The sequence below is a fragment of the Salinimicrobium sp. WS361 genome, assembly GCF_050750585.1.
Taxonomy (GTDB): domain Bacteria; phylum Bacteroidota; class Bacteroidia; order Flavobacteriales; family Flavobacteriaceae; genus Salinimicrobium.
Window position 1 is genome coordinate 223,472 of record NZ_JBOJLM010000006.1, and the last position, 22,145, is coordinate 245,616.

Here is a 22,145-nt window from a genome sequence, read left to right on the forward strand (position 1 = left end):
GCAAAATTAGGGATTATCTTATTACCAAACACAAGAGTAAACACCCATTTTAGCTACACCAGATGCAAAAGCCGAAGTTTTTTTTCGGGGGTAATAAAAAAGAGAAAAACCAGCTTGAGCGCCGCAAATTTTATGAGCGATGCTACTATCTCTACACTTAAGTCCCGAAAGTAAAATACTTCCATGTCGCGCAAAATATCTGAAAAAATAAAGGAGAGAGCAAAACAGATAAAGAAAACGGACTTTTTTGAAAAAGAATTTAAATAATATACAAGAGCGGTGATGGCAATAAAGAGAATATTGAGATAATAGAGCACATAGATCCAAAAGGCAAGCTCATGACCCAAATTGCGTTCTATCTCAATAACATGAACCCAGAGCAGGTACACATAAATGGCAATTACCCCAATGAAATAAAGGGTTGTAAATTTACTCCCCCGTTCGTACTCGGTATGTTTAATGGCCTCCCGGGCAAGAAAAATATAGCCTATTAACCACATTCCCAGCCTTAAATGTTCAAAGTACCACAGGCTACCTCTCCATGACAAGACAGTTGCACCCATTGCCATGCCCAGAAATACGAGAAAATTAGAATTCTTAAAAGGGATCTTTCGCAGGTAGTACAGGATCAAAGGAAAGAAAAACAGGGTTTCTCCCAGCTTTCTGAGAAAAAAGTCATCATTAAAAATACCCGTAAGGTTAACGCAAATAGCAGAGACTGCCAGGAGAGAAAGAATAACCTTTTTTTTCATTCATCAGGAAAATTGTGTGCAATATAGGAATTTTGCTAAGAATAAATTTTATTGTCATAAATTTTAAGAAAAACGGATTAAAAAATACCTTCTGAAGAGAATACTTCATCAAAAACCTGGAAGAAAGGTGCTTTTTCTCCGATGAACTGCATGTTGCACCATTGCATAGAAGGCAATAACATGAAATAAAGGGTAGAATATCGTCACGCTAATATCTGAGATAATAAATAATTTAAAGAACAGGGACAGCTCAGATAAGACCAGGCAGGCCGAAGCCAGCATAAGCCACAAAGAGGCATAATGAGACTTGAGAATATACTGTGTAAAAGATATTGCCAGGAGAGTGATGAGCAGCAGAATAAAAAGAGAGGCTTCCACCCGGTGAGAAGGAAGCACCTGGGGCAAAAGCTGGTTTATGGTATAATAAAGGAATCCGAGGAAAACAAACATGATCAAGAGAGAAATAAATTCCACCACATGAATCCTGCCCCATCTAAAACCCGTCAAAGCAAAAACATAGAGAATGACCAGGGCAGTGCCAAAGCACCAAAGAATAGGAATTAAGTTCTCAGAGAGTCCATCGAGCATCAATAAATCCCGAGCGTAAAATAAAAGCAATGCAATGACCATGGGCAGGAACCATTTCTTCACCTTAACCCTGTAAAATAGTATGAGCACCGGAATTAAAAGAAAGGTTGTGGGAACAGTAAGGATTTCAAGCCTAAGAATAGAGCCAACAACAAAAAGCACACCCACCAACAGGAATAAGAAAAATACTTTTTGACTTGTTTTCACTCTTTGCAGTTCCAATGTTTAGCAGTTCAGCTAATTGAGCAGAAAAATAGAACATTTTTGTTTAAGAAATAAACAATTTGTAAAAAATGCACAGAAGACTTCTTTTCAAAAAACACTCTTAATTTACCTTTCTCTTACTAAAACTTTTATTTTTGTCTTTTCACATAACATAAATGAAGCGATACCTACTCTTTTTGCTGTTGACAGCCGGGGCATGTAAGTTCAACGACAATTACACCCCGGCCCGCATTGAAGGAAAACAGCTTGAAATAACGCCTAACATACCGGCTAACGATTCTCTCGAAAATTTTATTGCTCCATATAAAGAGCATATTAATAAGGAGATGGAAGAAGTATTAGCCTACGTCCCCTATAACCTCAGCAAGTCTGAGGGGAGGTACAATACAGCTATAGGCAACCTTATGGCAGATGCTTTAATGGAGCTCTCAAATCCCATTTTTAATAAACGTACAGGAGAGAACATTGATGTTGTACTGCTGAATTATGGCGGAATAAGATCATCTATTGCCAAAGGTGATGTGACCACAAGAAGTGCCTTCCAGGTAATGCCTTTTGAAAATGAAGTGGTAGTTGCAGCATTAAAAGGAGAAGCCGTGAGAGAAATGATCCACTACCTTATAGATTCGGGTACTGCTCATCCTGTAGCAGGCATTGAATTGCAACTTGATAAAGACAACAGCATAAAGAAAGTTTTGATTCAGGGGAAACCTTTAGAGGATTCGGCCACCTATTATGTTGCCACAAATGATTATCTCCTTGAAGGAGGTGACAATATGAACTTCTTTTTAAAGGCTGAAGAAGCAACCTACCTGGATTATAAGATCAGGAATTTGCTAATTGATTATTTTAAAGCAAAGGATACCCTTAACCCGGTGAGAGATCAACGTTTTATCAAAGTAGAGTAATGGAAAGACGGAAGTTTATACAAAGCACAGCTGCTGCAGGTGCCTTCGCCGGAATAGGCAGCTTAGGCCTTTTATCGTTTACGGCCGCTAAAAAGCCAAAGCACATTACCATTTTACACACCAATGATGTGCATAGCCACATTGAACCTTTTGATATGGGCCATGCACAATACCCAAGTATGGGCGGAGCTGCCCGCAGGTACACTCTTATAAACCAAATTAGGCAGGAGAATCCACATACCCTATTGCTCGATGCCGGAGATATCTTTCAGGGTACCCCCTACTTTAACTTCTACGGCGGTGAACTGGAATTTAAGTTGATGAGTAAAATGGGGTATGATGCAGCAACCATTGGTAACCACGATTTTGATAACGGAATTGATGGTTTACTGGCACAACTGCCACATGCCGAATTTCCTTTTATAAATGCCAACTACAACTTTGACAACACGGTTTTGGAAGGTCGAATTAAGCCTTACCAGGTTTTTGTACGTGACGGGATAAAAATTGGGGTTTTTGGTTTAGGTATAGAGCTTAAAGGCCTGGTCGCAAAAAAGCACTATAAAGAAACCGAATATCATGATCCTATTGACACTGCAAGAACTATTGTCAAACAACTTAGGGAAGAGGAAAAATGCGAACTGGTTATTTGCCTTTCCCACCTGGGCTACGAATACCGGGACGATAAAGTAAGTGATCAAAAACTTGCAGCAGCTACTAAAGATATCGATTTGATCATAGGAGGACATACCCATACTTTTCTTCCCAAACCTACAGTAGCACTCAATGCAATAGGCGAAAAGGTATTGATAAACCAGGTGGGATGGGCAGGTGTCAACCTTGGTAGGATAGACTTCTACTTCGATTCTTCAGGAAAAAAGAATGGCGGGGGTGCCGCTATTATTGTCTAGTAGTTTTCTTCGATAAAGAAAAATATGAGCTTCAGAAGCTATTTTTGACAGCTTTGTAAGGAGATTACCTGAAGAAGAGTAATTAATCTCAACAAAAAAGCCTCTCAAAAATGTCATTTTTGAGTATCTACAGCTGAATTTGTTCAAGGCTGCTTTTAGAAAGGGGTTTGGACAGAAAGTCGGCAACGTATGGAAATTGTTTTCTCTCCTCATTGAAGTCTTCAGTTGATGACGACAAAATGTAGATGGTAAATTTTTGTTTTATTCCGTGATCTAACTTTTCCAGCTCTTCCAGGAATTCCCAGCCCGACATAGCAGGCATATTTACATCAACAAACAACACTGTGGAAATCTGAGTTTCTAATTCAAGTTCTTTTTTAATATGAATGAGGGCAGCTTCAGGATTAGTAAAGCTCATTACCTTAGCACCGGGATCATAACCTTTAACGGCGTACTCACAAATTAGGTTATTTGTGCGGTCGTCATCAACTATTATATACTGCCCCGGCTTCTTCATCTTCTAACTTGTTTACACTGTTTTCAGGCTTAAATTCAATAGTGAATTGTGTTCCTTTATTTTCTTCACTGGTCACCTGAATTTCACCTCCTAAAAGCTCAACCTGCGTCTTCACCATAAAAAGCCCCATACCTTTTCCTTCTACGTGATGATGAAAGCGTTTATACAGGCCAAATATTTGATTCCCTTTTTTCGAAAGGTCAATCCCCATCCCGTTATCCTTAAAAGTAATACATACATTACCCAACTTTTCTTCAGAAGTAATTTCAATTACAGGAGAAACTTCGGGTCGGCGGTACTTGATACTATTAAAGATCAGGTTATAGAAAATGCTATGGAGATAGGTCTTGATAGAATTAATATATGGCACTTCGGAAAAGTTCGTGATAATTTGAACATTTTCCTTCTGAATAACCTGCCCGATACCCGATTGCACACTTTCAACCAGTTCACTGAGTACAATAGGCTCCTTCTTTTCACTCATGTCTACCTTAACCTGAAGGATATTATTCAGGTCTTTTATGATACTGTCCAATCTTTCGACGTTAGAAAGCAACTCATCCTGAAACTGGGTTTTTACTTCTAAAGGATAATCCTCTTTGAGCAGTTCTCCCAATCCCATAATGTTTGCCACCGGAGCGCGTAAATTGTGAGAAATGATATACGAAAACTGTTCAAGCCCCTTATTAGCCGAAACAAGTTCTTCGGTATAGGCCTTGAGGTTCTTGTTTAATTCAACAATTTTTAACTCTGATTCTTTTCTTTCGGTCACATCCCTGAAATAGACAGATAATCCTCCTTTAGAAGGGTATGCGGTAACATCAAACCATTTATTTACCCTCTCAAAATATTCTTCAAAATCTACTATCATTTGCTCCCTGGAGGCTTTATGATAGCAGGTATGGAACTTAGTGCCTACAGCATCGGGGAAGACCTTCCAAAAATTCTCTCCCAGCACACGCTCTTTTTTACTTTCAAGTAACTTCTCTGCATGCTGGTTCCAGTAAGTGACCGTCCAGTCGTTATCAACCGTAAAAAATGCATCTCCAATACTCTCGAGTATGGTTTGCTTTTCTTCGGATGCTTTTAAGGCTTTTAATTCTGAATTCTTGATATTGGAAATATCCTGCATGCTACCGTTGATCCTCACAAACTTACCATCAACAAAGGTGGGGCGCCCAATTTTTCGCACCCAGCATTCATTCCCTTTTGCCGTCACTATTTGCTCTTCAATGTCGTATGGTATGTTATAATCAACCGCATCTTTAAGTGCCTTGACCATCCGGTTTCTGCTTTCTCCTTCTTTACAAAAGAGTATTCCCTTCTGGTAATCGGGCTTATAATCGGGCTCCACTTCATGGATCTCTTTGGTAACGGGTGACCAGTACACGGTATCCTGAATAAAATCGAATTCAAAACTCCCTATACGCGAAAGCTTGGAAGCTTCATCTAAAAGTTCTTCCAGTTTCTTTCTTTCTGTCACGTCCTGAATAGCACCAACCATACGCAGGGCTTTTCCATTTTCATCTCTAAGAATGAAACCTCTTTCTACTACAAAAGAGTACTTTCCATCTGCATTTTGGAACCTGTATTCTGCTTCCCAATGATTCTCACTGCCTTCTAAGGTGCGAGAAAGGCTTTCATTTATTAATGGCCTTTCGTCGGGATGTATGTTTTTTGCCCACGAATCAATTGAGAGAGAAAAATCTTGCTGAGTATAACCAAATAAAACATAGAATGCTTCTCCCCAAAAGAGATGATCAATTTGTATATCCCAATCGTAAATAGCATCTGAAGTCGCTTTAGACACCAATTCATAACGGGCATTGGTTTCCTTTAAAGAGCGCTCTGCCTCTACCCTGTCGGTTATATCAATTCCCACTCCCTGCAGTTCAACAGGCTTTCCTTCGGCATCTGTGAGGCATATAAAATCCCACAGGGTAGGTTTTACTCTTCCGCCTTCCTGTAACTTATCAATTTCTACCTGGTAAACTGCATTGGGATTAGCTAAACATGTTTTAAAGGTACTGCTTACTTTGAGACGGTCATACTCCATCACAGTCTCAATAGCTTCTCTACCCACTAAAATTTTATTGGGAGAGATCCAGTTAAAATCAAGTATAAATTTGTCGTTCACGTAAGAGTACTTCCCTTGAAGATCTATCCTGGTAAGGTAGTTCGTCTGCGATTTAAGAATAGCGCGTTGCCTGCTTTCACTTTGCTTCAATTTGAGCATCGCATTCTTATAGTCTGTCACATCCTGTATAGAACCTTCTAATCTTATAGGTTTCCCACTACTATCCTTAACCAGTTTCCCTTTCTCATGCACCCATTTTATACTACCGTTGGGCAGGATAATTCGGTGTTCAAAATCCATATCCTTACTTCCGGAGAGTGCGGCGCTACGCTCCTGTAGAAAAGTCTCTAAGTCATCGGGATGAATGGTTTTTAGGAAACCTTCAAAATCTAAGTTGTAATCCTCTTTTTTCCACCCCCAAATCCTGTAAACTTCATCACTCCAGAAAAAATTATTCCCCTGCACCCCTACCTGCCAATAACCGAATTTAGCCAGTTCTTCTGCCCAAAGAAGTTTTTTGCTTTTATCTTCAAGCTTTTTAATGATCCTCTCTTTTTCGGTAATATCTATACAAGTGACTAGCCTGCAGTGCCTTCCATTGAACAGGATGCTGTATCCATGGACTTCTACCGTCATTAAATCCCCATCCTTCTTTTTATGGATAAATTTATCTACATCTATACCTCCCTGTTCATCCTTTATTTTCTTCAAATTGGCTATTAAGCTTGGGAGTTCACCTTCAGGCCTGAGGTCACTGAGATGAAAATGCAAAAACTCTTCTTTAGAGTAACCATAATGCTTTACTGCTGCCTCGTTAACAGCAAGAACCTCTAAAGTTTCAAGATCAAATATCCAGTTTGGAAGCGGATTGAATTCAAACAAATGTTCATAATTCTTCTTTGACAGCAGTAACTCTTCCTCTGCTGTCTTTCTTCTCGAAACATCGCGAATAATTACTATTGAAGTCCTGGCATTTTCAATTTCGTGAAATGATACTGCGGAAAAAATATCTGCAGGAAATGTAGAGCCATCTTTTCTTTTCAGGATCATTTCCCCCACAAAACCGGCTTCTGAACTTTTGGGTTCCAGAAGTTCTTTCAAAATGGCATTCTCTTCTTCAATAATTCCCCGAAGCCCTATTCCAGACAATTCCTCAGATGTTCTTTGGAACATCTTACAGGCCGAAGGATTCGCAGCCAATATACGACCACCGGGTACGGTAAAAAGAACTGCATCTATGCTGTTTTCAAAGATAGACTGATAGGTCATTTTCGTCTTACCGGCCGATTTTCGGTTTCTTACCTTTATTTTATTCAGAACCAGGGGAAGTCTCTTTAGCCGATCACGAAAAATGTAATCATAAGCTCCTGCCTCTAAAAGATCAATAGCTTTCTCTTCGTCTTGAGGACCTATTATTAGAACCAGCGGAATTGGTAAATTCTCAATAAGATCTCTGTAAATAGCATCCAGCTTCTCCTGATATTCGGCAACTACAAGGTTGGGACGGCTCCCATTCCCAAAATGAACGGTATCAATAACCTCTTCTTTCCCTGACAGCATCACCAGGTTATCTTTCCTTAACACATCAGCCACATCTGCAAAACAACTGTCTGAAGAGGAAAAAAGAATAACATTTTTAGTAACAGCGCTTTCAGGCATACTCGACGAAATAATTATTTTTATCGATAAACTACATTAATTGGCGAAATTAGGCTTTTTTTAAGACTGTTTTATTAGCTACCTCAGTTTTAACTAAAATCCTGTTTACGGATCTTTTTCACCTTCTCTTTTTGTATTTATCACAAGTAAATCTCTGCGGCTTCTAACATTTTAATGTGCAATATTCAAATGTCTCCTAAGATTCGCGGAAGCAATCAGACAAGGGTATTTCTTTTCTATCACAGCACCTAAAATCATACCTAATTTTAATGATTTATTTGGAATAATAAGGTGACCAGGATCATAAATAATGTGCATCCAATATAATACTTTTGCACGCCAAATATAGATCTATATATTGACAGTCAACAACCTACACCTACAGATTTCGTTTTTTAATAAGAACAAATGATGAGGGAAGAATAAAATTTGGTTAAAAAATGATTCTGGAGCAGCTGCAACTCTATAAAGAATTAAATTTGACCGGTTTTATTTAGTTGAAAAATGAATTTGAAATAAAAAATTGACCATGATTAAAAGAATAATTCAAAAAAGCTATGATTATCTGGATTTCCAGGAGAGATCAATGCTCACTATCTTTTTGATTCTCTCGGTAATTTTAACTGCCATACTTACCTGGGGCACATAACTATTTAATCATTTCGAGGAACTTTTCTTCATCAATGATTGTGATCTGGAGACTTTCAGCTTTAGCGAGTTTGCTAGGGCCCATGTTTTCACCTGCTACTACATAGCTGGTTTTTGAAGAAATAGAGCCTGAAACTTTTCCGCCGTTATCTTCAATGAGCTTCTTAAGGTCATTGCGGGACATTTCAAAAACTCCTGAAACTACAAAGGTTTGGCCTTCCAGTTTGTTTGTTTGTCCGGCAAGTTTCTCGGCAGAGATCTCTAATTGCAACCCGTAACCTTTCAGTCGTTCCACATTGTTCAAGTTCTCTTCATCTGCAAAGAACTCCACCACACTTTCGGCAATTCGCTCCCCTATCTCATCAACATTTTCTAATTCCTGCTGATTTGCTTTTTTCAAAGCATCAATGTTCTTAAATTCTTTAGCCAGCTTTTTGGCTACAGTTTCCCCCACATAGCGGATTCCCAACGCGAAAAGTACCCGTTCAAATGGGATCTGCTTAGAGTTCTCTATACCATTGATCAAATTTTCAGCCGATTTTTCAGCCATACGCTCCAGCGGCAGGATCTGTTCTTTCTTCAACTCATAAAGATCAGCGTAATTTCCAATGAGACCTTCATTCACTAGAAGTGCCACAGTTTCACCTCCCAAACCTTCAATATCCATCGCTTTCCTCGAAATATAATGCTGGATCCTTCCAATGATCTGTGGCGGACAACCATTAAAGTTAGGACAGTAATGCTGTGCCTCTCCTTCATTTCTCACCAACTCAGTATCACATTCCGGGCAATTGGTGATATATTGGGTAGGATTGGAATCCGGGTCTCTTTTGGTGAAATCTACCCCAACGATCTTCGGAATGATCTCCCCTCCTTTCTCCACATAAACCTCGTCCCCTTCCCGAACGTCAAGTTTCTCTATTTGATCGGCATTGTGAAGCGAAGCCCTTTTCACCGTTGTACCTCCAAGCTGCACCGGCTCAAGATTTGCTACCGGAGTTATCGCTCCTGTGCGGCCCACCTGATAGCTGATCTTGTTCAATTTCGTAGAAACCTGTTCGGCTTTAAATTTATAAGCCATAGCCCAACGCGGTGCTTTGGCTGTATATCCCAGCTCTTCCTGCTGGTGCAGGCTGTTAACTTTCACCACCACCCCATCGGTCTCATAAGGCAAATCGTGCCGGTGCACATCCCAGTAATTCACAAACTCCATCACCTCTTTCAGGTTTTTGGCCAGTGTAGCTTCCGCAGGAATTTTAAAGCCCCACTCCCTCGCTTTTTCCAGCCCTTCATACTGCGACTTGATCCCTGGAAGATTTCCGGTTAAGCTGAACAAAAGACAATCTAAAGGCCGCCTAGCCACTTCGGCACTATCCTGCAACTTCAGGCTTCCCGAAGCTGTATTTCGCGGATTCGCATAAGGCTCTTCTCCGGCCTCCACTCGCGCAGCATTAAGCTGGGCGAAACCTTCGTACGGAAGCACAATTTCGCCCCTAATCTCAAATTTTTCGGGAAAATCACCTTTCAGTCTTAGAGGAACAGACCTTATGGTTCGTACATTATTTGTTACATCATCGCCCTGAATCCCGTCGCCGCGGGTAACGGCCTGCTTAAATTCCCCTTTTTCATAGGTAAGACTAATTGATGCCCCGTCATACTTCAATTCACAGGTAAAATTAACCTCTCCATCAACCTGTTTTTCTATTCTTTTCTCCCAGTTTTCAAGGTCTTCCTTAGAATAAGAATTATCAAGCGAATACATCCTGTGCTCATGCACCACGGTGGCAAAATTTTTAGTGACAGCCCCACCAACTCTTAAAGTTGGGGAGTTCTCATCATAAAATTCGGGATGTTTCTCTTCAAACTCCTGTAGCTCCTTCAGTTTTTGATCAAAGTCATAGTCGGATATTTCCGGCTTATCGAGTACGTAATACAGGTGGTTGTGGCGGTGAAGTTCTTCCCGCAGCTTTTTTATTTTTTCTTCAGGTTTCATAGAAGACTTAGTCTTTCGTGCTTAAATGAGGCTCCAAAAATGGCATTTTGGAGAGATATTTTTATTTCAAAAGGAGATGGGTACGCTTTGTCACCAACGGGTATCCAGTCTTTTTGTTCTTTGTTTATTATAATGAAAAGCCCTCCGTCATCACCGGTGGCACAAAAATGTTCATAATCCCCGGTGAACTTTGTAAGGCCGAAATTGGAATTTAGAAAATTAAACTGCTCTTCCACATTCGAGGTGGCAAGGCCAATTTCACTGATCCCTTTAATGCTTGCTGAAGAAAATTCTTCGGAAGCAGATTCAAACATATACCGGCGGGAAATAAATTCGAGGATATTCGAATCTTTGTCATAAAAATAAACCGATTTCGCCTGCCACGCGGGGAAATCAATAATTTCATTGCCATCATCAGGTAGAATTTCCACTCGCTGCTTTAACCAGTGAAGAGCCTTTTCTTCCTGAAGTGCCGTAATGTGAAAAGCAATATGATAAGGAGTGGCGTTTTTGTCCTCTTCAAATTCGAGGCTCGAAAAACCCGTTTTCACCCGGAAATTTTCTTCTGAAATTTTCTCCACCGGCAGCCCCAGCACTTCGCCATAAAAGCGGAACTGCGCCCTGACATTCGGAGTGTAAAGCTTCAGAAATTCGATTCTCATGATTTTATTCCTCTTAGCATGCGATCTACCCCGAAAATATCCTTTTTTAAGCTGGTTTCGAAATTTTTTTCAGCTAAAAGTGCTTCCGTATCTTCTCCCAGGTACTGGTTGATCTCAAAGTAAAGTTTCCCGCCCGGTTGAAGGTTATCGGTTGCCAGCTCTGTTATTTTCCGGTAGAAGATCAATGGATCCTGGTCCTTTACATAAAGTGCAGTTATGGGCTCGTATTCAAGTACATTGCGCTGCATTTCCTTTTTTTCGAGCTCCCGCACATAAGGCGGATTGGAAACTATCACATCAAACTTTGCAGGCAGCCCTTCAGCCGCAAGAATATCTTTTTCAATAAAGTTCACTGCTACTTCATTTAAATCGGCATTGCGTTTTGCTGTTTCCAGAGCTTTTTCTGAAATATCTATGGCTATGATTTCGGCTTTGGGTAAATGTTTTGCGAGGGAAATTACAATACACCCGCTGCCAGTGCCAATGTCTAAAATCTTTATTTCTTCGGAAGCATCAATGTCGTCAAGCATCCATTGCACCAGCTCCTCGGTCTCCGGCCTCGGAATTAGCACGTTTGAATTCACCTGAAAATTTAATCCGAAGAATTCTGTTGTTCCGGTAATATACTGGAGGGGTTCATGCTGCCGAAGCCTTTGTAAAGCAGCCCTGAGCTTCTCCTCAACTTCTTCCGAAAGTTCCCGCTGCGGATTCAAAGCAAGATCTAACCTGGTGAGTCCGGTAAACTCCTGAAGCAAAATATTAAAGAAAGAACCAATTTCCTCCTTGGGATACTCTCCCGCTAAGGTGTCAAAAAAGGTATTTTTGAAGGCTGTTATTTTCATTCTTTTTTAACTGGTCTGTTTTCTCGCAGAGGGCGCAAAGATTTCCGCAAAGAGCGCAAAGATCTTACAAAAAATATTTCCCGCAGATTTCGCAGAACTCCTGGTTTGTGGTTTTTGGTTTGTAGTGCTTGATATTTGGTATTTATACTTGGTATTTGGTGCTTGGTTTTTGGTGCTTGGTGCTTGGTACTTGGTACTTGGTACTTGGTGCTTAAAATATTGGAATTTTAGATCAAAGATCTTTAATCAACCATACAGTACAATTGTAATGTCCCGTGTCACCCAAGGGTTTTTCCAGAGCTTCAAACCCGGACCGCAGATAGAGCTTCTGCGCCTGTTTCATATAAGGCAGGGTTTCAATATAACATTTTTGGAACCCCTGCTCTTTGGCAAATTCAAGGCAGGTAGTCATCATTTGGGCACCCACACCCTTTCCTCTCACTTCAGGTAAAAAATACATTTTCTGAAGTTCACAAATAGCTCCTTCAAAATTGGCTAAAGGTGCAATTCCTGCGCCTCCAATGATCTTACCTTCTGCTTCCACAACAAAATATGCCATTTTTGGCGCATCATATTCTGCATGCATATCTTCAAGGGCAGCATCTTCGTAAGCTGTTCCCACTTTTGGAACACCCATTTCTACCAGCACACTCCTGATTAAGTCTTTAACCTGCTCATTATCTTCGGGTTTAATTTCCCGTATTACATAACTGCTCATTATCTCTATTAAATGCTATTTTTGTGACGGTGAAGATACATGAAAAATACATAAACCGCTGTATTCAGCTGGCGCAAAACGGGCTGGGAAGGACCTCTCCCAACCCCGTGGTGGGCAGTGTTATTGTTCATAATGAGGTGATTATTGGCGAAGGCTGGCATCAAAAATCCGGCGAACCTCATGCCGAAGTAAATGCAGTGAATTCGGTAAAAGATAAAAGTCTGCTTCCAAAGTCTACTATTTATGTGAGCCTCGAACCCTGCAGCCATTACGGCAAAACTCCTCCCTGCAGCAACCTGATCATTGACTGCGGAATCAAAAAAGTAGTTATTGGAACTGTAGATCCATTTTCGGAAGTTGCCGGCAAGGGAATCAAGAAGCTTATGGACGCCGGTTGCGAGGTGAGAGTGGGCGTTCTGGAACAGGAATGCCGTGAGCTCAACAAACGTTTTTTCACCTTTCACACAAAAAAGCGCCCTTATATTATTCTGAAATGGGCACAGAGCAGCGACGGATTTTTAGCGCCCTTACCTCTCAAAAATGTCGAAAGAAAGCCCGTTTGGATCACCGGAAAATACTCAAAACAGCTGGTTCACAAATGGCGCGCCGAAGAACAGGCGATTTTGGTGGGCACGAACACTGCCGTAGCCGATAACCCGCAACTTAACACCCGCTTGTGGCAGGGAAATGACCCGGTTAGGGTTGTACTGGACAGAAACCTGAGAATTCCGACAGATTCTCACCTTTTTGACGGATCGGTGAAGACCATTGTTCTTACTGAAGATCCTTCAGAAAAAATGTTGTCTAAAAATGTCATTTTTGAGACCCTTGATTTTGAAGGAGCCCTGGCGCAACAGGTTTGTGAGGTACTTTTCCGTCACGAAATTCAGTCGGTGATCATTGAAGGCGGCCGGCAAACCCTGCAGACCTTTATTGATGCCGATTTATGGGATGAAGCCAGGATTTTCACCGGAAAAACCCATTTTAAAGAGGGAATTAAAGCTCCCGAAGTTACCGGCAGGCTCATTTCTGAAACAAAAGTGGACCAGGACCACCTAAAAGTTATTTTCAATGATTAAAACCATCATATTTGATTTTGGAGATGTGTTTCTCAACCTCGATAAACCGGCTACGGCACGGGAATTAAAGAAGTTCGAAATATCTCATTTTTCAGAGGAAATGCTGCAGCAAAACATGGCCTATGAAAAGGGATTAATCTCTTCGGAAGCATTCATTTCAGGGTATAGCAAATCTTTTCCGCAGTTGACTTCAGAAGCATTTGTAAATTCGTGGAATTCCATTTTGATTGATTTTCCGAAGCACCGGCTTGAATTTCTTCAGCAGTTAAAAGAAGAGGGGAAATACAAACTCATCTTGTTGAGCAACACCAACCATATTCATATTGACTGGGTAAAACAGCATATTTCATTTTTTGAAGATTTTAAAAACAGTTTTGATGCATTTTACCTTTCCCAGGAGATCAACCTTCGAAAACCCGATCCTGAAATCTACAGTTTTGTACTGCAACAACACGATCTTAATCCGGAGGAGACACTTTTTATTGACGACACCCCCGAAAATACAGAAGCGGCTGCTAAATTTGGCATTCACACCTGGAATATTGATCCTGTAAATGAGGATGTGGTCGATCTATTCACCATTAAAAGCGATTTGTTTTGATCTACCTGCTGTTAAGTGTACTTTCTTCAAGTGTGATCTTTGTGATCTTCAAACTTTTTGAGCGCTTCAAGATCAACACGCTACAGGCCATAATTTTCAATTATTTTTTCGCCTTTTCGGCGGGGATGCTTGTGGACCGGCAACCCATAGATCCGCTAAAAGTGTTTTCTGAAGATTGGTTTTTAGGCACCTTTATTCTCGGGTTTATGTTTATCGCTGTGTTTTACCTGGCGGCGCTTACCACCCAAAAAAGCGGATTATCGGTAGTCTCTGTCGCTACAAAAATGTCGGTGGCCATTCCTGTGCTTTTTGGGATTATCCTCTATAATGAAAGTACAGGCTGGATCAAGATCTTCGGAATTATTCTCGCCCTGGTGGCTGTTTACCTGACTTCCATTAAGAAGAAAGAAGGAATTAAGATCAAAAAGAGGAACCTGATCTTTCCACTCCTGGTGTTCTTTGGTAGCGGAATTATTGACACCACGCTCAAATTCCTGGAAACTTCCTATGTCGCCGAAGCCGATGTCGCTCTTTTTTCCTCCAGCATTTTTGCAATCGCAGGAATTATTGGAATTTGTATCCTTATTTTTCAGGGAATAAGAGGTTCGCTGCAATTAAGTTTCAAAAATGTCATTGGCGGCGTGGCTTTAGGAATTCCGAATTTTGGTTCTATTTATTTTCTTGTACTGGCCCTTCGCACAGAAGGCATGGAAAGTTCTACGATCTTCCCCCTGAACAATGTCGCAATTGTAATGATCTCTACTTTCCTTGGAATTCTTTTATTTAAGGAAAGAATGCTGCCAAAGAACTGGATTGGGATCCTGCTGGCAGTTGCCAGTATCATTTTAATCGCAACTTCTGAAGAATGGATGTAAAAGACACTTATAAAACCATCACTAAACCTTCCGCAGAAGTCCTTTTTAAGGACAAGAACAGTAAATTCTTTGGCTATGCCTTCCCTGTTACCACTGAAGAAGAAGCTAAGGAACATCTTGAAGACCTCAAGAAGAAACATCATGCCGCACGGCACTGGTGTTACGCCTGGCAGCTTGGTAAAAGCGATTTTCATTACAGGGCTAATGATGACGGCGAACCATCAAATTCGGCCGGAATGCCTATTTACGGGCAAATCCAGTCCTTTGAAGTTACTAATATCCTTATTGTGGTAGTGCGTTATTTTGGCGGGGTAAAACTGGGAGTTGGAGGATTGATAAATGCATATAAAACCACTGCCCAAATGGTACTGGAGGAATCTAATATCGTTACCCGCACCATCGACCTGAAGTTTGAGATCTCTTTCGATTATCCCGAAATGAACAAAGTGATGCGGGTGATCAAGGAAAACAATTTAAATGTTGTTGACCAGATTCTTGAACTGGATTGTAAGATCATTATTTCGGTTAGAAAAAGTGAATCCGAAAGGATCTACGAAAAATTTGACGCTACCTATAAAGTAACAATTAAAGAGCTGGAAGATTAAAACCCCAGCTTTTCAAGAATGTGTTGCGGACATTTAATAGGTTTGTTCTTTTCCATATCCACAAAGATGAGGGTAGTTTCAGCTTCGGTGAGCAGTTCGCCATGTTGATTGAAGATTTCATATTCAAATTCAATACGCACTCCGGGTTTTCTTTTTAAGCGGGTTTCGATCTTTAATTTGTCATCAAATTTGGCAGATTTCTTAAACCTGAGGTTAAGTTCATACACGGGCAGCATCACACCGTCTTCTTCCATTTTTCGATACGAGATCCCCAGAGCAGCAAGCCAGTCAATACGTGCAATTTCCAGATATTGTGCATAGTTGCCGTGATACACGACTCCCATTTGGTCTGTCTCTGCATATCGAACTTTAACATAGGTGAAGTGGCTTTTCATGATTTTTTTAATGAATTATTTGATTCGGTTTTGTACTTTCACAGTGAACGAAGTATGCTAAAATTTTTGTTAAATTTCAAGTAGGCAAACGTTTTTTTTTCAGATAATTTGTTCACATATTTGTTGCTCTAAAAAACCCGGGAGAAAGACATTTTCTCTTTTTCTTATGGAAACCACTACTAACAAACGTATTATAAATTTAGACTCAGGAATGTCAGAAACTGCGCAATCAGTTTGGAATAACTGCCTTACTTTCATTAAAGATAATATTACACCACAGGCGTATAAAACTTGGTTTGAACCTATCAAGGCAGTGAAACTTTCAGACAGCGCCTTAAGCATTCAGGTACCGTCAAAATTTTTCTACGAGTGGCTTGAGGAGCACTATGTTAAACTTCTTAAAGTTTCGTTAAACAGGGTGCTTGGGGATCAGGCAAAACTGGTGTATGTCATAAGAATGGAAAATACTTACGGAAACAAACAACCTTTTACAGAAAAGATACCGAGTACCAACCGTTCTAATGTTGCTTCGCAGGAAGTTGATGTTCCTATTAAGAACAAAAACCCTGAATTAAAAAACCCGTTCATCATTCCCGGAATTAGGAATGTAAAGATCGAATCCCAACTTAACCCGAGCTATAACTTCGACAACTTTTTAGAAGGGGATTCCAACAGGCTGGCAAGATCTGCCGGGTTGGCGGTAGCCAATAAACCTGGGGAAACTTCTTTTAACCCTTTGCTTATTTTTGGCGGCGTTGGTTTGGGAAAGACGCACCTTGCACATTCTATTGGGATTGAAATTAAAGACAAATATCCTGAGAAGACAGTTCTTTATATTTCTGCGGAAAAATTTACGCAGCAGTATATAGAATCAGTAAAGAAGAATAACCGTAATGATTTTATACATTTCTATCAGATCATTGACGTATTGATAGTAGATGACATTCAGTTGCTTTCTGGGAAAGCCGGGACCCAGGATGTTTTCTTCCATATTTTTAATCACCTTCATCAAAACCGAAAGCAGGTTATTCTAACCAGTGACAAGGCTCCGGTAGACATGCAGGATATTGAACAACGACTCCTGTCCCGTTTTAAGTGGGGGCTTTCAGCCGAATTACAACATCCTGATACCGAAACAAGAGTACAAATCATTAAGAGTAAACTCTATCGTGACGGGGTGGAAATGCCCGAAGAGATCGTGGAATTCCTTGCCAACAATATTAAGACCAATATTCGTGAACTGGAGGGAGCAATAATCTCTTTGATAGCCCATTCCTCTTTCAATAAGAAAGATATCACACTTGAGCTGGCAAAGAAGATCGTTGATAACTACGTTAAGAACACCAAGCGCGAAGTTTCTATAGATTATATCCAGAAGGTGGTGAGCGAATACTTCCAGATGGATGTGGAAACCCTTCAATCTAAAACGCGTAAAAGACACATTGTGCAGGCGCGCCAACTGGCGATGTTCTTTGCAAAAAAGTTCACTAAAGCTTCTTTGGCAAGTATAGGTTCTCAAATTGGAAAAAGGGATCACGCCACCGTTTTGCATGCCTGCAAAACAGTTGACAATTTAGCTTCAACCGATAAACAATTTCAGAAATTTGTTGAGGATATCAACAAAAAACTAACCCTGTAATATGAAAACCCGGATCCTGATGGTGTGCCTTGGCAACATTTGCAGGTCACCCCTGGCCGAAGGCATTCTAAAATCTAAAGTTGATGCTGAAAAAGTTTTTGTCGATTCGGCAGGAACAAGCAACTATCATGTAGATGACTGCCCCGACCCAAGATCGGTAGATATTGCCAGGGAAAATAATCTTGATATTAGAACACAACGGGGTCGGCAATTTTCACCAGAAGATTTCGATAATTTTGACAGGATCTACGTGATGGATATGTCAAATTATCACGACGTAATTTCCCTTGCCCGAAATGAACAGGATAAAGAGAAAGTTTCACTCATTCTTAATGAGGTCTTTCCCGGAGAGAATGTTGAAGTTCCCGATCCTTACCACGGTGGTGCCAACGGATTCAAAAAAGTTTACGATATGCTGGATGAAGCCTGCACGATCATAGCTGAAAAACATAAATAGTTTGAGCTCTCCCTTCTCCTATTCCGGAAAATTATATTTGCTACCCACCACTTTGGGTGACAATGAACCTCTTGAAGTTTTACCGGCCACAGTGCAACACCAGGTAGAACGCCTTGACATTTTTATTGCAGAAAATGAAAAGACCGCCCGCAGGGCAATAAAGAAATTAGTTCCCGGTAAATCTCAGCCTTCACTTCAGTTTTTCATATTAAACAAACATACCGATCCTGCCGAGGTTTCAGGATTTTTAGAAGCCTGTAAAACAGGTAAAGATATAGGCTTATTGAGTGAAGCAGGTTGCCCCGGAGTTGCAGATCCCGGTGCCGAAGTGGTGAAAATTGCTCACAGAGAAGGCATTCAGGTAGTCCCGATGGTGGGCCCCTCCTCTATTCTTCTGGCCATGATGGCTTCAGGAATGAATGGTCAAAACTTTGCTTTTAACGGGTATCTCCCTATAGATAAGGCTGCCAGAAAGGGAGAAATTAAAAACCTGGAAAAGATCTCTCATGAGAAGAACCAGGCGCAGTCTTTTATTGAAACTCCTTACCGGAACAATAAAATGCTTGAAGACCTCACCCAGGTACTGCATCCCGGCACCCCTATTTGCATCGCCTGTGATCTTACTTTACCAACAGAATTTATAGTGACCAAAACTGCTGCCGACTGGCGTAAAACAAAAGTGGACCTTCATAAAAGGCCCACTATCTTTATATTACAGAAGGATTATTAACCTTCGCTTGCCTGTCGGGAACCACGAAAGAAGTATCAAAACCTTCAAATTTCTTAAAGTAGTATTTTATAGAAGTACCAAAACCATCACTAAAGCTGTTGGTTCCATTGCTTCTTAAAAATTTCTTGACATTACCGGGCCCCGCAAGGTGCGCTGCCGCCAGGATACCAGATTCGGTGATCCTGATCCCGTTCACTACCTGATTCTGGAATTTTGCAATATCCTTACGCAAAATCCATTTGTTACGAGAAGAATTTGCGTAAAAAGCAGCCTCCTGAAGATCGGGGGAATTAAGGAAAAGGTTGGTGTCTTTAATTCCGATTAATTTTAGGGTACCTCTTCCAAACTGGTATTTTCCCATGTAGCCAAATTCGTTGATGACCTTGTAATCACCACCCGACTCTTTAAAGCCCATGGCTTCCTTAAAAGCTACGTAAGATTTTCCTAACTGTGGGTAAGATCTAAGCTGCGGACCGAATACTGTAACATCTGGTGTATGGGGAACATCAAAATTCAGTTCCTCATTTACTGTCTTGAATTCTTCAAGAACAGCAGCATCAAAATCCTTGGTTTTGTTGGTGGAAAAGCTATAAAAAAATATAGATGCTCCTACAACCGGTAATACTGAAAATTTTGCAACTTTCTTCTTCATCCTTTTTGTTTTTGCTCTTAGAAATCATGAAGATTTCCTCGAAACGGCCGACAAATGTACTACATTTTTCAATAATCTAATTATCAGCCTGTTAAACTTACTGAGAGCATTTTTTTCTCAGCTGACCGGTTAAAAGCATAGAACGTGCCAAAAAGGGTTTTATTGTGGGGAGATTTTACTGAATATTGCTGTTTACCTGTTGATCTTCTGCTTATTGATCCATTGAACATAGGCTCGTTTATTGGCGTTGTGCTGCGACAGGGTCTTTGCGAACTTATGATAACCAAAATTCTCCACATCGGCCACAAAATAGAAGTAGTCGTGATCTTCATGGTTAAGCACCGCATCTATTGAAGATATGTCAGGCATGGTTATAGGCCCGGGAGGTAGTTCTTTGTATTTATAGGTATTATAAGGAGAATCAAGGGTGAGATCGGCATACAGGACCCTTTTTATAATGGTATCAAAATTCTGCAGCCTGTCTTTTAGGGCATAGATCACAGTTGGATCGGCTTCAAGTTTCCAGCCTTTCTCAATCCGGTTCATATAGACCCCGGCTACCTTTGGCCGCTCGTCTATTTTGGCTGTCTCTTTTTGCACGATAGAAGCAACAACCATCACCTGGTGTGGAGTCAGCCCAATCTCTTCGGCCCTTGCCAGTCTTTTTTCTGTCCAAAAGCGGTCGTACTCTTCTTTCATCCGCTCCCTAAATTCGACAGCCGAAGTATTCCAGAAAAACTGATACTTATTTGGAATGTACATGGCAATCGCATTTCTTCCTTCAAAACCAGAATGTGTCAAAAATGCCGAATCTCTCATGCTTTCCAGAAGCTGTGTACTATCGGCTTCTATCTGTGCTGCGACCCTTCCGGCGAGATCTTCAAGTCGTTCCTGATTATTGAAGGTTACCCACACCGGCTCGTTTGTACTGCGAAGGGTATTTACAATCTCGTTGTTGTTCATGCCTTTCTTCAGAATAAATCTTCCGGCCTTCACATTATTGATGTAGCCTTTTTTCTGTGCAACAAGGTCAAATTCTTCGCTATCTTCAAGATAAGGCTTCAGCAGCTCTTTTACTTCAGCATAAGTTGCGCCAGTAGGCACATATACCTGAGCAGTTTCTTCAGAAAAAGTAGTGTTAGGAGAAAAGATAACGTCATAGACGTACCAGGAGAATGTTGCCAGACCCAGGATGCCTAAAAGGGCAATTATTAATAAGATTTTTTTGATATACATTAGTTGATCAATTGATAGGTAATTTCATCTTTATATTCTCCCTCTACCAAATTCCAGTCCTTTTTTCTGGCGGTAAGTGAAAAACCGGCTTTTTCAAAGAGCAGCCTACTCGAAGCATTATCGCTGCCTACGTTAACATAGACCTGGTGCAGGCCCAGGTGAGTAAAGCAGTATTTACAAACCAGTTCTAAAGCCTGGGTGCCATATCCCTTTTTTCGGTTTTTCCTGTTAATAATAAGGATACCAAGGGCAGCACGCCTGTTCTTGGGGTCAAAATCAAAAATATCTATTAAGCCCACAGCTTCCGAAGTGTTATCACAAATTACCAGCCTCAACTGTTTAACATCGTAAATATCACGATGGGAATTTTCAAGATATTGTTTAAGCACATAGCGGGAAAAAGGAACGCTCGTGGCGCTCACTTCCCAGAATTCTTCATTGTTCTCTACTTCAAAGAGCAAATCGAGATCTTCGGGCTCTAACGCTCTCAGAAAAACCAGTTCCCCCTGAAGTGTTAGCATGTTATTTCTCCTTTAAAGACCTGTTGTGCAGGCCCCGTTAGCCAAACGTCGCTGTAACTGTCACCCTTAGGCGTAAAACGTACGCTAAGTTCACCCCCCGGCGTTTTTAACTCCACTTTATTTGAAGATGTTCTTCCTGAGTGATAGGCGGCTATTGCGACAGCTGTAACCCCGGTACCGCAGGAAAGAGTTTCATCTTCCACCCCCCTCTCATACGTCCGCACTTTTAAAGTTGACTCATCCAGAGATGAAGAGAAATTTACATTTGTGCCTCCCTTAGCCTCATATTCTGGTGAATACCTTACGGCAGCTCCTTCTTGTTTGACATCTATTTTGTCTACTTCTTCTGAAAAAATGACATGATGCGGGGAGCCTGTATTAAGAAAAAGAGCATTGCCAATTTCAGAAATCCCTTCAACATCCATCATTTTAAGTCCCACCTTTTCGTCTTCTATTACAGCTTCATGAAATCCATCTATTGCAGTAAATGCCGCCCTGTCTGAAACAATCCCTAAATATTTCGCAAACGCTACAAGACACCTGCCACCATTACCACACATACTACTCTCGTTGCCATCGGCGTTGAAGTACACCATCTTAAAATCATCCTGCGAATTTTCTGAATTTTCAAGGAGAATGAGACCATCTGCACCGATGCCAAATTTACGATCACAAAGCCGTCTTATCAATTTGGTATCATTTTTGGATAAAACCGATGTACGGTTATCTACCATAATAAAATCGTTTCCCGTACCCTGGTATTTATAAAAATTCAGCTTCATCTGGATTATTTTTCAGGGGTCAAAGATACAATAATAGAAAAAACGGGCATGATTAACACACGGGCTTATTACG

General features: G+C 40.8%; 22 protein-coding genes. 9 read left to right on the forward strand and 13 right to left on the reverse strand.

The genetic code is table 11. The features are described from left to right. Nucleotides 1-53: 53 nt before the first annotated feature. Both ACQ93I_RS08390 and ACQ93I_RS08395 read right to left on the reverse strand, forming a co-directional pair. The gene (locus ACQ93I_RS08390; protein ID WP_431698091.1) at nucleotides 54-752 is read right to left on the reverse strand and encodes a hypothetical protein; all 699 of its coding nucleotides are present in this window, start codon (nucleotides 750-752) and stop codon (nucleotides 54-56) included. Nucleotides 753-860: 108 nt separating this feature from the next. Then, nucleotides 861-1,547, reverse strand: coding sequence for a hypothetical protein (locus ACQ93I_RS08395; RefSeq protein WP_431698092.1), 687 nt, complete (start codon nucleotides 1,545-1,547; stop codon nucleotides 861-863). Between the two features lie 173 nt (nucleotides 1,548-1,720). Between ACQ93I_RS08395 and ACQ93I_RS08400 the strand changes: the two genes are divergently transcribed. Both ACQ93I_RS08400 and ACQ93I_RS08405 read left to right on the forward strand, forming a co-directional pair. Continuing rightward, complete coding sequence (locus tag ACQ93I_RS08400; protein ID WP_431698093.1) at nucleotides 1,721-2,473, forward strand: 5'-nucleotidase C-terminal domain-containing protein; 753 nt, start codon at nucleotides 1,721-1,723, stop codon at nucleotides 2,471-2,473. After that, entirely contained in the window at nucleotides 2,473-3,384 is a 912-nt protein-coding gene (locus ACQ93I_RS08405) for a bifunctional metallophosphatase/5'-nucleotidase (RefSeq protein ID WP_431698094.1), read from the forward strand. Before ACQ93I_RS08400 ends, ACQ93I_RS08405 begins: the two co-directional genes overlap by 1 nt. 127 nt (nucleotides 3,385-3,511) lie before the next feature. On the opposite strand, the gene ACQ93I_RS08410 is transcribed toward ACQ93I_RS08405, so the two are convergent. The 6 genes from ACQ93I_RS08410 to ACQ93I_RS08435 all read right to left on the reverse strand — a co-directional run bounded on the left by ACQ93I_RS08410 (nucleotide 3,512) and on the right by ACQ93I_RS08435 (nucleotide 12,500). Further along, a complete protein-coding gene (locus tag ACQ93I_RS08410; RefSeq protein ID WP_431698095.1) occupies nucleotides 3,512-3,901 on the reverse strand; it encodes a response regulator in 390 nt (129 codons plus the stop codon). Further along, entirely contained in the window at nucleotides 3,870-7,637 is a 3,768-nt protein-coding gene (locus ACQ93I_RS08415; protein ID WP_431698096.1) for a PAS domain S-box protein, read from the reverse strand. Before ACQ93I_RS08415 ends, ACQ93I_RS08410 begins: the two co-directional genes overlap by 32 nt. A gap of 649 nt (nucleotides 7,638-8,286) precedes the next feature. Next, nucleotides 8,287-10,278 (reverse strand): NAD-dependent DNA ligase LigA, encoded by a 1,992-nt coding sequence (gene ligA, locus ACQ93I_RS08420; RefSeq protein WP_266068853.1) that lies wholly within the window; start codon nucleotides 10,276-10,278, stop codon nucleotides 8,287-8,289. Next, nucleotides 10,275-10,940 carry a VOC family protein gene (locus tag ACQ93I_RS08425; protein WP_266068852.1) on the reverse strand — a complete coding sequence of 222 codons (666 nt, stop codon included), beginning with the start codon at nucleotides 10,938-10,940 and terminating at the stop codon, nucleotides 10,275-10,277. Before ACQ93I_RS08425 ends, ligA begins: the two co-directional genes overlap by 4 nt. Then, nucleotides 10,937-11,782 (reverse strand): peptide chain release factor N(5)-glutamine methyltransferase, encoded by an 846-nt coding sequence (gene prmC / locus ACQ93I_RS08430; RefSeq protein WP_431698097.1) that lies wholly within the window; start codon nucleotides 11,780-11,782, stop codon nucleotides 10,937-10,939. The genes ACQ93I_RS08425 and prmC overlap by 4 nt, the downstream gene beginning before the upstream one ends. Before the next feature lie 232 nt (nucleotides 11,783-12,014). Beyond that, a complete protein-coding gene (locus tag ACQ93I_RS08435) occupies nucleotides 12,015-12,500 on the reverse strand; it encodes a GNAT family N-acetyltransferase (protein ID WP_431698098.1) in 486 nt (161 codons plus the stop codon). 29 nt (nucleotides 12,501-12,529) lie between these two features. Between ACQ93I_RS08435 and ribD the strand changes: the two genes are divergently transcribed. Genes ribD through ACQ93I_RS08455 form a run of 4 tightly spaced genes read left to right on the forward strand, consistent with a single transcriptional unit; the run spans nucleotide 12,530 to nucleotide 15,660 of the window. Beyond that, nucleotides 12,530-13,579 (forward strand): bifunctional diaminohydroxyphosphoribosylaminopyrimidine deaminase/5-amino-6-(5-phosphoribosylamino)uracil reductase RibD, encoded by a 1,050-nt coding sequence (gene ribD / locus ACQ93I_RS08440; RefSeq protein ID WP_431698123.1) that lies wholly within the window; start codon nucleotides 12,530-12,532, stop codon nucleotides 13,577-13,579. Further along, nucleotides 13,572-14,180, forward strand: coding sequence for an HAD family hydrolase (locus ACQ93I_RS08445; RefSeq protein ID WP_431698099.1), 609 nt, complete (start codon nucleotides 13,572-13,574; stop codon nucleotides 14,178-14,180). The genes ribD and ACQ93I_RS08445 overlap by 8 nt, the downstream gene beginning before the upstream one ends. Then, nucleotides 14,177-15,055, forward strand: a complete 879-nt coding sequence (locus ACQ93I_RS08450) for an EamA family transporter (protein ID WP_431698100.1) — start codon at nucleotides 14,177-14,179, stop codon at nucleotides 15,053-15,055. Before ACQ93I_RS08445 ends, ACQ93I_RS08450 begins: the two co-directional genes overlap by 4 nt. After that, on the forward strand, nucleotides 15,046-15,660 hold the full coding sequence (locus tag ACQ93I_RS08455; protein ID WP_431698101.1) for an IMPACT family protein: 615 nt from the start codon (nucleotides 15,046-15,048) through the stop codon (nucleotides 15,658-15,660). Before ACQ93I_RS08450 ends, ACQ93I_RS08455 begins: the two co-directional genes overlap by 10 nt. Here the strand turns inward: ACQ93I_RS08455 and ACQ93I_RS08460 are convergent. Further along, entirely contained in the window at nucleotides 15,657-16,055 is a 399-nt protein-coding gene (locus ACQ93I_RS08460) for an acyl-CoA thioesterase (RefSeq protein WP_431698102.1), read from the reverse strand. The two genes, ACQ93I_RS08455 and ACQ93I_RS08460, sit on opposite strands and share 4 nt — an antisense overlap. 211 nt (nucleotides 16,056-16,266) lie before the next feature. Here ACQ93I_RS08460 and dnaA point away from each other — a divergent pair, with 211 nt between their 5' ends. The 3 genes from dnaA to ACQ93I_RS08475 are packed head-to-tail and all read left to right on the forward strand — an operon-like array spanning nucleotide 16,267 to nucleotide 18,881. Then, complete coding sequence (gene dnaA, locus ACQ93I_RS08465; protein WP_265163680.1) at nucleotides 16,267-17,694, forward strand: chromosomal replication initiator protein DnaA; 1,428 nt, start codon at nucleotides 16,267-16,269, stop codon at nucleotides 17,692-17,694. 1 nt (nucleotide 17,695) lies between these two features. Next, the gene (locus ACQ93I_RS08470; protein ID WP_431698103.1) at nucleotides 17,696-18,151 is read left to right on the forward strand and encodes a low molecular weight protein-tyrosine-phosphatase; all 456 of its coding nucleotides are present in this window, start codon (nucleotides 17,696-17,698) and stop codon (nucleotides 18,149-18,151) included. A 1-nt stretch (nucleotide 18,152) separates the two neighbouring features. Then, entirely contained in the window at nucleotides 18,153-18,881 is a 729-nt protein-coding gene (locus ACQ93I_RS08475) for an SAM-dependent methyltransferase (protein ID WP_431698104.1), read from the forward strand. Here the strand turns inward: ACQ93I_RS08475 and ACQ93I_RS08480 are convergent. From ACQ93I_RS08480 to dapF, 4 genes are all read right to left on the reverse strand, one after another. Continuing rightward, nucleotides 18,859-19,533 carry a peptidoglycan-binding protein LysM gene (locus ACQ93I_RS08480; protein WP_431698105.1) on the reverse strand — a complete coding sequence of 225 codons (675 nt, stop codon included), beginning with the start codon at nucleotides 19,531-19,533 and terminating at the stop codon, nucleotides 18,859-18,861. The two genes, ACQ93I_RS08475 and ACQ93I_RS08480, sit on opposite strands and share 23 nt — an antisense overlap. A gap of 192 nt (nucleotides 19,534-19,725) precedes the next feature. Further along, nucleotides 19,726-20,769, reverse strand: coding sequence for an endolytic transglycosylase MltG (mltG, locus tag ACQ93I_RS08485; RefSeq protein WP_431698106.1), 1,044 nt, complete (start codon nucleotides 20,767-20,769; stop codon nucleotides 19,726-19,728). Then, nucleotides 20,769-21,290 carry a GNAT family N-acetyltransferase gene (locus ACQ93I_RS08490; RefSeq protein ID WP_431698107.1) on the reverse strand — a complete coding sequence of 174 codons (522 nt, stop codon included), beginning with the start codon at nucleotides 21,288-21,290 and terminating at the stop codon, nucleotides 20,769-20,771. The genes mltG and ACQ93I_RS08490 overlap by 1 nt, the downstream gene beginning before the upstream one ends. Next, nucleotides 21,284-22,072, reverse strand: a complete 789-nt coding sequence (gene dapF / locus ACQ93I_RS08495; RefSeq protein ID WP_431698108.1) for a diaminopimelate epimerase — start codon at nucleotides 22,070-22,072, stop codon at nucleotides 21,284-21,286. The genes ACQ93I_RS08490 and dapF overlap by 7 nt, the downstream gene beginning before the upstream one ends. Nucleotides 22,073-22,145: the final 73 nt, after the last annotated feature.